The 14,085-nt window shown below is 73.4% G+C and carries 1 pseudogene; it reads left to right on the plus strand.

From position 1 onward, the window contains the following. Positions 1-183: 183 nt before the first annotated feature. Positions 184-14,085: pseudogene (locus tag Ahu01nite_RS45210) on the plus strand (type I polyketide synthase); the annotation flags it as partial.

Consider the following 14,085-nt stretch of genomic DNA (forward strand, 5'->3'; position numbering starts at 1 on the left):
TTTTTATGCACCGGTCGCGTTCAACTGCTTTGTTGCGACGTCCGAGGTGCCGAAGATACGGTTCCCACGCCGAATAGTCTGTCTCTTCGGCACATTGTGCGGCCGGTCAATTTCCTGCGGGTATTGCCGGATCGAGCACACCACCGGCATATCCTCGGCGATCTCGGACGGCGGACAAAGATGGCCAACGAAGATAAGTTCCGCGACTACCTCAAGCTGGTCACGGCCAATCTGCGCCAGACCCGTCGCCGCCTCGCCGAGGTCGAGGAGCGCAGCCAGGAACCCATTGCGATCGTGGGCATGGGTTGCAGGTTCCCCGGCGGCGCGCAGAGCCCCGACGAGCTGTGGGAGCAGCTGGCCACCGACACCGACTCGGTGGGTGCGTTCCCGCAGGACCGGGGCTGGGACATCGATTCGCTCTACCATCCCGATCCGGACCACCCGGGTACCTCGTACTCGCGGCACGGCGGCTTCCTCTACGACGCGGCCGAGTTCGACGCGAGCTTCTTCGGGATCAGCCCCCGCGAGGCGCTGGTGATGGACCCGCAGCAGCGGCTGTTGCTGGAGACGTCCTGGGAAGCACTGGAACACGCGGGCATCGACGCGGCCACCCTGCGCGGTTCGCAGACCGGCGTTTTCGCCGGCGGATACACCTCGGGCTACGGCTCCAACCCCGCGCCGGAGGCCGGGGGCTCCGAAGGCCACCTGCTGACCGGCGTCGCGGGCAGCGTGCTGTCCGGGCGGGTCTCGTTCACGTTCGGCTTCGAGGGCCCGGCCGTCACGGTCGACACCGCGTGCTCCTCGTCGCTGGTGGCGTTGCACCTCGCCATCCAGGCCCTGCGTGCGGACGAATGCTCGCTGGCCCTGGTCGGCGGTGCCAGCGTTATCGCCACCCCGGCCGTTTTCGTCGGGTTCTCCCGGCAGCGCGGCATGTCGGTGGACGGGCGCTGCAAGTCGTTCAGCGCCGGTGCCGAGGGATCCGGCTGGGCCGAGGGCATCGGTGTCCTGGTGGTCGAGCGGCTCTCCGACGCCAGGCGTAACGGTCACCGGGTGCTCGCGGTGGTCCGCGGCTCGGCGGTCAACCAGGACGGCGCGTCCAACGGGCTCACCGCGCCGAACGGCCCCTCGCAGCAGCGCGTCATCCGCGCGGCGCTGGCGGACGCGCGGGTGTCAGCCTCCGATGTGGACGTCGTCGAGGCACACGGGTCCGCCACCACGCTCGGAGACCCGATCGAGGCCGAAGCACTGATCGCCACGTACGGGCAGGAGCGGCCGGAGAATCGCCCGCTGTGGCTCGGCTCGGTGAAGTCGAACATCGGGCACGCGCAGGCCGCCGCCGGTGTCGCCGGTGTGATCAAGATGGTGCTGGCCCTGCAGCACGAGCAGTTGCCCGCCACGTTGCACGTCGAGCAGCCCTCCCCGCACGTCGACTGGTCCGCCGGCGAGGTCCGCCTGCTGCGGGAGTCCGTGCCGTGGGAGGCGAACGGCCGGGTCCGCCGCGCGGGTGTGTCGGCGTTCGGTATGAGCGGCACCAACGTGCACGTCATTCTGGAGGAGGCGCCCACCACGGCGGCCCCCGTGGCGGAGGTGCCGGCCGAGGACGACACCGAGGCGGAAGCCGCCGTTGCCGAGCCGGTCGACGAGGTCGTCAAGCTTCCGGTCGTGCAGGCGGGCGGGGTCGGCGCCTGGACCCTGTCCTCCCGCTCGGAGCAGGGCCTGGCCGCTCAGGCCGCGCGGTTGCGGGAATGGACCGGCGCGCGTCCCGACGCGGACGCCGCCGGAATCGGCTGGTCGCTGGCCACGTCACGATCGGTGTTCGAGCACCGCGCGGTGGTGGTCGGCGACAACCGGGACACCCTGCTCGGTGGCCTGGGCAGTCCCGCGGTGTCGGGCGTGGCGCGCAACGGCACGCGTACGGTGTTCGTCTTCGCCGGCCAGGGTTCGCAATGGTTCGGCATGGGTCGCGAGCTGCTCGGGTCGTCACCGGTGTTCGCCGCGAAGTGGGCCGAGTGCGAGCGGGCGCTGACGCCGCTGGTCGCCTGGTCGCCGACCGAGGTGCTGACCGGCACGGACAGGTCGCGGGACTTCGACGCCGCCGATGTGGTCCAGCCGTTGCTGTGGGCGGTGATGGTGTCCCTCGCCGCGGTGTGGGAGGCCGCCGGCGTGACTCCGGACGCGGTCACGGGTCATTCGCAGGGCGAGATCGCCGCGGCCACGGTCGCCGGCATGCTCAGCGTCGCTGACGGTGCCCGCGTCGTGGTGGCGCGGTCGAAGGCGCTGTCGAGCCTGTCCGCACAGGGTTCGATGGTGTCCGTCGTGATGCCGGGTGCCGCGGTCGGCGAGCTGCTGGCACCCTGGGAAGGAAAGCTTTCGCTGGCGGCGGTCAACAGCCCCGCGGCGTCGGTGGTGTCGGGTGAGCCCGCCGCGCTGGCCGAGTTCGAACGCGAGCTGTCGGCACGGCACGTGATGCGGTGGCGGATCCCGCAGACCGACTTCGTCGCGCACTCTCCGGCTGTTGAGCCGCTCGAGGCGGTTCTGGCCGAGGAGCTGGCGCAGATCGTCCCGCTGGCCGGCCGGGTGCCGATGGTCTCCACAGTGACCGGCGAATGGATCGACGGCACCGCGGTCGACGCCGGTTACTGGTACAGCAACCTGCGGCGGATGGTCCGTTTCGAACAGGCCGTCCGTACGCTGCTGGGTAACGGCTTCACGTCGTTCGTGGAGGTGTCCGCGCACCCGGTGCTGACGGCGGCGGTCCTCGAAACGGCGGGAGAAGCCGGGATCGACGACGTGGTTGCGGTCGGGACGCTGGAGCGTGAGCGGGTTGACGCTGTCAGTCTGGTGACGTCGTTCGCGCGGGCCTGGGTCACGGGTATCGGTGTGGACTGGAAGTCCGTGCTGCCCGCCGCGCCGCAGGTGAACCTGCCCACCTACGCATTCCAGCGCGAACGCTACTGGCTGCGGTCCATGACGGGGGCGGCCGGTTCCGTGGACCGGCCGGTGACCGAGGACTGGCGGTACCGGGTCACGTGGAGTCCGGTCACGCGTACCGATCCGGGTGTGCTGACCGGACGCTGGCTCGTGCTCACCGCAACCGGGCTTGACCGGCCGGACGTGACGGCGGCGCTGGCTGCCCGGGGCGCCGAGCTCGTACCCGTCGAGGTGCCGGCCGGGACCACCGACCGGGCCGGACTCGCAGCGCTGCTCACCGACCAGGCCCCCGTCGCGGGCGTGCTCTCCCTGCTGGCGCTCGACGAGACCCCGGCGGCGCTGCACCAGCACCTCAGCCAGGGCCTGGCCGCCACGCTGACACTGATCCAGGCGCTCGGCGACGCCGGCATCGCCGCACCGCTGTGGGGGATCACCTCCGGAGCGGTCGCGGCGGGCCCGGACGACGTCCTGAGCAACCCGGTGCAGGCACAGCTCTGGGGACTCGGCCGGGTCGCCGCGCTGGAACAGCCCGAGCGCTGGGGCGGCCTCGTCGACGTGCCCGCGGTGCTCGACGACCGCGGCGGCAAGCGGCTGGTCGCCGTGCTCGCCGGGACGGGGGAGGACCAGGTCGCGATCCGGGCGGCCGGCGTGTTCGGCCGGCGCCTGACCCGCGCCTCGCAGCCCCGCACCGGCGACCCGCAGTGGCAGCCGCAGGACACCACCCTGATCACCGGTGGTTCCGCCATCGCTGGGCACACCGCGCGCTGGCTCGCCGGTCGTGGTGCCCCGAGGATCGTTCTCACCAGTCGCACCGCACCCGACGCCGCACAGGCCGCGGAGCTGGCTCTCGCGGGCTCCCGCGTCGACGTGCTCACCGGCGACGTCGGTGACCGCACCGAACTCACCGGACTGCTCGGCTGGATCGGCGCCCACGGCCCGGCCCTGTCCGCGGTCGTCCACACCGAGGAAGCGATCGACGACGGGCCACTGGACGGGCTCGACGTCGCGGAACTCGCCCGGGTGCTGGCCGCCAAGGCGGGCGCCGCGGCGCTGCTCGACGAGCTGACCACCGGCCTCGACGCGTTCGTCCTGTTCTCCTCCGTCGCGGCGGTCTGGGGCGGCGGCCAGCAGGCCGGCTTCTCCGCGGCGAACACCTACCTCGACGCGCTCGCCGAGAACCGGCTCGCCCGCGGGCAACGGGCGACCTCGATCGCCTGGGGCCCGTGGAGCGGCGGCTCGATGAGCTCCGGCGACGACGGCGCCCAGCTGGAACGCCGCGGCCTGCGCCTGATGGCACCCGAGCCGGCGCTAGAGACGCTGGCCCGGATCCTGGACGGCCGGGACGCCCTGGTGACGGTCGCCGACGTGAACTGGGCGCGGTTCGCCCCGCCGTTCACGCTGCGCCGGCCCAGCCCGCTGATCGAGAGCCTGCCCGAGGTCCGGCAGGCCCTGGACGACCCGGGCACGGACGAGACCGGCGCGGACGCGAACACACCACTGCGCCGGCAACTGGCGGACCAGCCGGTCCCCGAGCAGGAACGCACCCTGGTGACCCTCGTGCGCGGCGTGGCCGCCGCGGTGCTCGAATACGCCTCCCCAGACGCCATCGGCAGCACCAAGGCGTTCAGCGATCTCGGCTTCGACTCGCTGACCGCCGTCGAACTGCGCAACCGGCTCAGCGCGAGCACCGGGCTGAAACTGCCCGCGACCCTGCTCTTCGACTATCCGAACCCGACGGTGCTCGCCCGCTATCTGCGTACCGAGCTGCTGGGGATCCAGGACCGGGCGCGGCCCGCCCTCCCGGCCGGCACCGCGGTCGACGACGACCCCATCGCCATCGTGGGCATGAGCTGCCGCTTCCCCGGCGGTGTGCGGACCCCGGAAGAGCTGTGGGAGCTGCTGACCTCGGGGACGGACGCGATCGGCGCGTTCCCCCAGGACCGCGGCTGGGACCTGGACAACCTCTACGACCCGGACCCGGACCAGGTCGGTACGTCGTACGTCCGGCAGGGCGGCTTCGTCTACGACGCCACCGAGTTCGACGCCGGGTTCTTCGGCATCAGCCCGCGCGAGGCACTCGCGATGGACCCGCAGCAGCGCCTGCTCCTCGAGGTGTCCTGGGAAGCCCTGGAACGGGCCGGCCTCACCCAGTCGGTGCTGCGCGGCAGCCAGACCGGGGTGTTCGCGGGCGGCAGCTTCGCGGGCTACGGCGTCGCGGCCAACACCGACAGCGTCGAAGCGCACCTGCTGACCGGCACCACGACCAGCGTGCTCTCCGGCCGCATCTCGTACACGTTCGGGCTGGAGGGCCCGGCGGTGACGGTCGACACGGCCTGCTCGTCGGCCCTGGTGGCGGTGTACCTCGCCGGCCAGGCCCTGCGATCGGGGGAATGCTCGCTGGCGGTCGCCGGTGGCGCGTTCGTCGCGGCCACACCCGACCTGTTCGTGTGGACCAGCCGCCAGCGCGGGCTCTCCCCGGACGGCCGGTCGAAGTCGTTCGGCGCCGCCGCGGACGGCATGGGCATCGCCGAGGGCGCCGGCATGGTGGTACTCGAGCGCCTGTCCGACGCCCAGCGCAACGGCCACCCGGTGCTGGCCGTCATCCGCGGCTCCGCGGTGAACCAGGACGGCGCCTCCAACGGCCTGACCGCCCCGAACGGCCCGTCACAGCAGCGGGTGATCCGGGCAGCCCTGGCCAACGCCGGGTTGACGACCGCCGACGTGGACGTCGTGGAGGCACACGGCTCCGGCACCGTGCTCGGCGACCCGATCGAGGCACAGGCGGTGATCGCGACGTACGGCCAGGACCGGCCGGCGGAGCGCCCGATCTACCTGGGCTCGGTGAAGTCCAACATCGGCCACGCCCAGGCCGCGGCCGGCATCGGCGGCCTGATCAAGATGGTGCTGGCACTGCAGCACCGGCAGCTGCCCGCGACGCTCCACTCCCGCGAGGCGTCCCCGCACGTGGACTGGTCGGCCGGCGAGGTGCGCCTGCTGACCGAGACCCTGCCGTGGACCACCGAGGACGGCCGGGCCCGTCGTGCCGGGGTGTCGTCGTTCGGCGTCAGTGGCACCAACGCGCACGTCATTCTCGAGGAAGCGCCCGGAACGGCGGCGGTGGAAACACCTGCGGACACCGGGCCGGCGTTGCTGGACACGGCGGGGGCGTACGCCTGGCTCGTGTCCGCGCGTACGGCGGAAGGCATGCGGCTGCAGGCGGCCCAGCTGGCCGAGTTCGTGGCGTCCCGCCCGGATCTCGACCCCGCCGACGTGGCGCGGTCGCTGGCGACGACCCGATCGGTGTTCGAATACCGGACGGTGGTCACCGGGACCGGCCGCGACGACCTCGCCGCCGGGCTGAGCGCGCTGGCCGCCGGGGAGACCCGCGCCGGGGTCGTCAGCGGCACGACCGCGGCCGCCGACGAGGACCAGCCGGTCTTCGTGTTCCCCGGCCAGGGCGCCCAGTGGATCGGGATGGGCCGTGAACTGGCGGCGTCCTCCCCGGTGTTCGCGGCCCGGCTCGCCGAGTGCGAGCAGGCCCTGGCACCGTACGTGGACTGGTCGCTCACCGATGTCCTGACCGGCGCGGACGGCGCCCCCGAACTCGAGCGGGCCGACGTGGTGCAGCCCGCGCTCTGGGCCGTGCTCGTCGCGCTGGCCGCGGTCTGGGAGGCGGCCGGTGTCACCCCGGGTGCCGTGGTGGGCCACTCGCAGGGCGAGATCGCGGCTGCGACCGTGGCCGGGATCCTGTCGCTGGACGACGCGGCGAAGGTCGTGGCTGTCCGCAGCCGGGCGCTGTCGGGGCTCGGCACCGGCGGCGGCATGCTGTCGGTCGTCATGCCGGTCGCGGCGGTTCGGGAGCTGCTGGAGCCGTACGGCGACCGCCTGTCGGTAGCGGCGGTGAACGGACCCGCGGCAACCGTGGTCTCCGGTGAGACCGACGCACTCGCGGCCTTCGGCAAGGAACTGTCGGCCCTGCACGTGATGCGCTGGCCGCTCCCCGTCACCGACTTCGTCGCCCACTCCGCCGGCATCGAGGGCCTCGCCGGGGTCCTCGCCGACGGGCTGGCCGGCATCGAACCGGGTCCGGCCCGGATCCCGATGTTCTCCACGGTCGAGTGCCGCTGGATGACCGGCCCGGAGCTCGACCCCGGCTACTGGTTCGCCAACGTGCGCCAGACCGTCCGCTTCGATGAGGCCATCCGCGCGCTGGCCACGGCCGGGAACCACACGTTCATCGAGGTGTCCCCGCAACCGGTGCTCACCACGGGAATCGCCGAGACGATCGAGGACCTCGGCACGGCCGGCGCCCCCGTGATCACCGGAACCCTGGACCGGGAGAACAGCGGGGCGCTCCGGCTGCTCACCGCGTTCGCCCAGGTCCACGTCGGTGGCACCGCCGTCGACTGGGCCGCGGTGCTGCGCGAGGGACGCCGCACGGACCTGCCGACGTACGCGTTCCAGCACCAGCGCTACTGGCTCGAAGCCTCCCGCGTGGCCGCCCCGGTCACCTACGGCACGGACGGCGAGCAGGCGTCGGCGGCCGAGGCGCAGTTCTGGGCCGCCGTGGAGAACGCGGACCTGACCCAGCTCGCCGCCACGCTCGCCGTCGACAGCACCCGATCGTTCGGCGAGGTGCTGCCGTCGCTCGCCTCCTGGCGCCGCCGCGAACGGGACCGCGACGTCACGGCGAACTGGCGCTACCGGGTCACCTGGGCGCCGATCACCGACCCGGCCCCGGCCACCCTGGCCGGTACCTGGCTCGTGGCCGTCCCGGCGAACCTCGCCGGTCCGGGCGCCGGCCTGGTCCAGGCGTCCCTGCGGGCCCTGACCGCGCGGGGCACCACGATCGAGGTGGTCGAGGTCGCGGCGGGTGCTGCCCGGCGCGAGGACCTGGCCGCTGAGCTGACCACGACGGTGCAGGGCGTCGTTTCCCTGCTGGCACTGGACGAGCGGCCCACTCCCGGTAACACCCTCGTGCCCGCGGGACTGAACGGCACGCTGACCCTGTTGCAGGCCATGGCCGACGCCGGCATCGCCGCTCCGCTGTGGATGGTGACGAGCGGTGCGATCTCCAGTGGCCCGGGCGATGTCACGACCAGCCCGGTCCAGACGCAGACGTGGGGTCTCGGCCGGGTCGTCGCCCTGGAACAGCCCGACCGCTGGGGTGGCCTGATCGACCTGCCCGCCTCGTTCGACGAGCGGGCCGGTGCACGCCTGGTGGCGGTCCTCGCCGGTTGCCACGAGGACCAGGTGGCGATCCGGCCGGCCGGAATCCTCGGCCGCCGGCTCACCCGGGCACCGCAGGCCCGCGCCGGCGTGGAATGGACGCCGGGCGGCACCGTACTGATCACCGGCGGCACCGGCGCGATCGGCGGCCACGTGGCCCAGTGGCTCGCCGACCGTGGCGCTGCCCGGCTCGTGCTGGCCAGCCGCTCAGGCCCCGGCGCTGCTGGCGCCGCCGAGCTGGCGGCGAACGTCGCTCTCGCGGGAACCGGCGTGCGCATCACGGCGGCGGACAGCGCCGTACGCGCCGACCTGGCCGGACTGATCGACGGCATCGCCACGGACGGGCCGCCGCTCACCTCCGTCATGCACACCGCGGGCGTGCTCGCGGACGGCGTCCTCGACGGGCTGGACACCGAACGGCTCGCCACCGCGCTCGCCGCGAAGGCCGCCGGTGCCGCGCACCTCGACGAGCTGACCGCCGAACTGGAACTCGACGCGTTCGTGCTGTTCTCCTCCGGCGCCTCCACGTTCGGTGGCGCGGGCCAGGCGAACTACGCGGCTGCTAACGCCTACCTGGACGGCCTGGCCGAGAACCGCAGGGCCCGGGGGCGTACCGCGCTCGCTGTGGCCTGGGGTCCCTGGGCCGGCAACGGTGTGTCCCAGGCCAGCGAGGCCGCCCGGCAGCGGCTGCGGCGCAACCGCTGGGAGGTCCTCATGGACCCGCGGCTCGCCGTCAAGGCGCTCGGGCAGGCGCTGGCCGGCCCGGACACCGTACTGACCGTCATGAACCTCGACTGGCCGCAGCTCGCCGGCGCACCCGGGCAGGCCGAGGTCCTGCAGGTGCCGTTCCTGCGCGACCTGCCGGACGTGCAGCAGCTGAGGACGTCCGCCCCGGCCGCCGCCGGTGCGACGCTGGACCAGGGTGAACTCGCCCAGCGACTCGCCGGGCTGTCCCGGGCCGAACAGGACCGGCTGCTCGTCGACCTGATCCGTGGCGAGGCCGCCGCGGTGCTCGGCTACTCCGGCCCGGACGACGTCGAACCCAGCCGCGCGTTCAGCGAGCTCGGCTTCGACTCGCTGACCGCGGTGGAACTGCGCAACCGGATCGCCACCGCGACCGGGCTGCGGCTGCCCGCCACCCTGCTGTTCGACTACCCCTCGCCACTGGTCCTGGCCGAGCACCTGCGGGTGCCGCTGCTCGGATCGCTGACGCAGGCCGCGACACCGGACGTGGCGGCGGCTCCCGCCCTCGACGACGACCCGATCGCCATCGTGTCGATGAGCTGCCGCTACCCCGGCGACGTGAACAGCCCGGACGAGCTGTGGCGGCTGCTGGCCGCGGGCGGCGACGGCGTCTCCGGCTTCCCGCAGGACCGGGGCTGGGACACCGCGGCGCTGTTCGACCCGGATCCGGCGAACGCCGGGACCACGTACTCCAGCGAGGGCGGATTCCTGCACCAGGCCGCCGAGTTCGACGCCGGCTTCTTCGGCATCAGCCCGCGTGAGGCACTGGCGATGGACCCGCAGCAGCGGCTGTTGCTGGAGCTGTCCTGGGAGGCACTGGAATCCGGCGGCCTCGACGCGGCTGCGCTGCGCGGCTCGCGTACCGGTGTGTTCATCGGTGGCTATTCCTCGGGTTACGCCGCGGCCAGCATGCAGCTGACGGCATCGGACAGCGCGGGGCTCGGCCACCTGGTGACCGGCAACGCGACGAGCATCATCTCGGGCCGGATCTCGTACGTGCTGGGCCTGGAGGGCCCGGCGGTGACCGTGGACACGGCGTGTTCCTCGTCGCTGGTCGCGCTCCACATGGCCGGTCAGGCACTGCGGTCCGGGGAGTGTTCGCTCGCCCTGGTCGGCGGTGTCTCGGTGATGGCCACCCCGTGGGAGATGGTCGGGTTCGCCAAGCAGCGCGGGCTCGCGGCGGACGGGCGCTCCAAGGCGTTCTCGGCCGACGCGGACGGCATGGGCATGGGTGAGGGCGCCGGCCTGCTCGTGCTCGAGCGGCTGTCGGAGGCCCGCCGCAACGGGCACCGGGTGCTCGCCGTGGTCCGCGGCTCGGCGATCAACCAGGACGGCGCGTCGAACGGGCTGACCGCCCCGAACGGCCCGTCGCAGCAGCGGGTCATCCGGGCGGCCCTCGCCACCGCCGGGCTGTCGACCGATGACGTGGACGCGGTCGAGGCGCACGGCACGGGCACTCCGCTCGGGGACCCGATCGAGGCACAGGCGCTGCTGGCGACGTACGGTCAGGGCCGCCCCGAGGACCGGCCGCTGTGGCTCGGCTCGGTGAAGTCGAACATCGGCCACACCCAGGCCGCCGCCGGTATGGCCGGCGTCATCAAGATGGTGCTGGCACTCAGGAACGAGCAGCTGCCGCGTACGCTCCACGCCGCCGACCCGTCCCCGCACGTCGACTGGACCGCGGGCGAGGTCCGCCTGCTGCAGGAGCCGGTGGCGTGGCCGGTGAACGGGCGGGTACGCCGCGCCGGTGTGTCGGCGTTCGGCATCAGCGGCACCAACGCCCACGTGATCGTCGAGGAGGCACCGGCCGCCGAGCCCGGACCGGCTGAGGCCGCGACGGGCCCGAAGGTGCTGCCTGACGCCGGGGCCTGGCTGGTGTCGGGCCGCTCGCCCGAGGGCCTGGCCGACCAGGCGGACCGGCTGCGGGGCTGGGTCACCACCCGTCCCGAGCTGGAACCCGCCGAGGTCGCGTGGTCCCTGGCGACCACCCGCTCGGTGTTCGAGCACCGGGCCATGGTGATCGGTGACGACCGCGACGCCCTGCTGGCGGGGCTCGCGGGTCTGGCGGCCGGTCAGCCGTCCGGGACCCTGATCTCCGGGGTGGCGCGGCCGAACGCCCGGGTCGGCCTGATCTTCGCGGGTCAGGGCTCGCAGTGGGCCGGGATGGGCCGCGCCCTGTACGCCGGCAGCACGGTCTTCGCCGACGTCTTCGATCAGGTCAGCGGGCTCCTCGAGCTCGAGCTCGGCATCTCGGTACGCGACCTGGTCCTCGGCGCGGACGGCGTCGACGAGACCGTCATGGATCAGACGCTCTACGCGCAGACCGGCCTGTTCGCCTTCGAGGTGGCCCTCGCCGCCGTGGTGCAGGGGGCCGGGGTCCACGTGGACGCGGTCGTCGGGCACTCCGTCGGTGAGGTGGCGGCGGCGTACGTGGCCGGCGTGCTGAGCCTGGCCGACGCGTGCCGGCTGGTGGCCACCCGCGCCCGGCTGATGCAGGCCCTGCCCGCGGGCGGGGCGATGGCGGCGATCAACGCCTCCGAGGCGGAGGTGGCCGGTTCGCTCGCCGGTGCTTCGATCGCCGCGGTCAACGGTCCCGACGCGGTGGTGGTCTCCGGTGACGCCGGCGCGGTCGAGAAGGTCATGGACTACTGGAAGGGCCAGGGCCGGCGGGTCCGCTCGCTGCGGGTGAGCCACGCCTTCCATTCCCCGGCGATGGACCCGGCTCTCGCGGAGCTCGGGGAGCTCGCCGAGGAGCTGCGCTATGAGCGGCCCCGCAAGCTGTGGGCGGGTGCGCTGACCGGTGCGCTCGTCGACGGGTGCGACGCCGCGTACTGGCCGGGCCAGACGCGTCAGGCGGTCCGGTTCGCCGACGCCGTCGCGGCGCTCGCGGCCCAGGGCGTGTCGGTGTTCCTCGAGATCGGCCCGGACGGTTCGCTGTCCTCGCTGGGCAAGGACGCCGTCGCGGGGATCGGCACCGACGAGGCACTGTTCATCCCGCTGCAACGGCGTAACCGGGACGACGTGCTGCTGCGCGGCCTGGCCCGGGCGTTCGTGCACGGCGTGAACGTGGACTGGAGTGCGGTCCTGCCGGCCACCGGGCGGGTGGAGTTGCCGACGTACGCGTTCCGCCACGAGCACTACTGGCCGCAGGGCACCCTCCTCCTCCCGGGCACCACTGCCACGGAAACCGTTGCCGACGCGGAGCCGGCGACCACCGGCTGGCGCTACCGGGTCACCTGGGCGCCGGTCACCGAACCCGGCACCGCCGCGCTGAGCGGCCGCTGGCTCGTGGCGACCGGCTCGGCCGGCGACGAGCTGACGCGGTCGGTCGCGCGGGCACTGCGGGACCGGGGCGCGGAGGTCGACGTCGTCGAGCTCACCGAGACGACCGACCACGCGCTGATGGCCGGGCAACTGCGCGGACTGATCCCGGACACCGGCGTCGCCGCCGTGGTCTCGCTGCTCGCGATGGACGAGACCCCGATGGCGGAGCACCCGGGCCTGGCGAACGGCCTGGCCGGATCCCAGACGCTGATCCAGGCACTGATCGCCCTCGCGGTCCACGCCCCGCTGTGGGCCCTGACCCGCGGCGCGGTCGCCGCCGTGCCGGGTGACGTGCTCACCAGCCCGGTGCAGGCACAGGCGTGGGGGCTCGGCCGGGTGTCGGCGCTGGAACACCCCGACCACGGTGGTGGCCTCATCGACCTGCCGCCGGACTTCGACGAGCGGACCGCCGGGAGGCTCGCCGCTGTCCTGCTGGGCTGTGGCGAGGACCAGGTCGCTATCCGCCCGGACGGGATCCTGGGCCGCCGGCTCGTACACGCCCCGGCACCCGATGGCTCCGCCGAGCCCTGGCGGCCTCGGGGCAGCGTACTGATCACGGGTGGCACCGGTGCGATCGGCGGGCACGTCGCCCGCTGGCTGACCGGCCGTGACGCCGCCCGGATCGTCCTGACCAGCCGTTCCGGTCCCGGTGCGGCGACCGCTGCCACGCTGGCGGCGCAGCTCGCGACGGCCGGCACGCACGTCGACCTGATCGCCTGCGACGCCGGGGACGACCGGGCCCTCGCCGCCGTGGTCGCCCGGATCGGGGAATCCGGCCCGCCGCTGACCGCGGTGCTGCACGCCGCGGGTGTCGGCCAGGCCACCGCCCTGGACGAGACGGACGTGCCGGAGCTGGCATCGGTGGTGGCGGCGAAGACCGCCGGCGCCGTAGCCCTGGACCGGCTCACCGCGAACCTGGAGCTGGATGCCTTCGTCCTGTTCTCGTCGATCTCGGCCACGTGGGGCAGTGGCCTGCAGGCCGGGTACGCCGCCGCCAACACGTTCCTGGACGCGCTGGCGGAGAACCGCCTGAGCCGGGGCCTGCCCGCGACCTCCGTCGCGTGGGGCCCGTGGGCCGGTGGCGGCATGACCGACGTGGAGGACGCGCAGCAGATGCAGCGGCGCGGCCTGCTGCTGCTGGAGCCGGAGCAGGCCGTACGGGCCCTTGCCGAGGTGCTCGACGGACGCGACGGGCTCATGACCGTGGTGAACGTCGACTGGGCGCGATTCGCCCCGCCGTTCACCGTGCGCCGGCCCAGCCCGCTGATCGAGAGCCTGCCCGAGGTCATCGACGCCCTGGCCGCGCTCGACGGCGGTGGACCGGTGGAAACGGCCGCGGGCGCCGAACTGGCCCGGCAGCTGAGCGGGCTGTCCCGCGCCGACCAGGACCGGCTGCTGACCGATCTGGTCCGCACCGAGGCCGCGGTGGTACTCGGGCATCCGAGCGTCGACGTGGTCGGCGCGGATCGGGCCTTCAGCGACCTGGGCGCCGACTCGCTGACCGCCGTGGAACTTCGCGACCGGCTCAGCGCGGCCACCGGGCTGCGCCTGCCCAGCACGCTGTTGTTCGACTACCCCACGCCCGCTGCCCTGGCCGGCTTCCTGCGCTCCTCGCAGAACGAGGAGGCGAGCCCGGTCAAGCCGGTCCTCGCCGAGCTGGAGAAGCTGGAGAGCATGCTCGCCGCGATCAACGGCGACGACGGATCCGCTCAGATCACGAACCGGCTCGAGGTCGTGCTCTCGAAGTGGAAGGAAACCCAGGACCGGCTGGCCACCACCGGTGTGGTGGACAAGCTCGAATCGTCCACGGACGACGAAGTGTTCGACTTCATCGAAAAAGAGCTCGGCATCTACTGA

Source organism: Winogradskya humida, from assembly GCF_016862215.1.
In the GTDB taxonomy this organism is placed as follows: domain Bacteria; phylum Actinomycetota; class Actinomycetes; order Mycobacteriales; family Micromonosporaceae; genus Actinoplanes; species Actinoplanes humidus.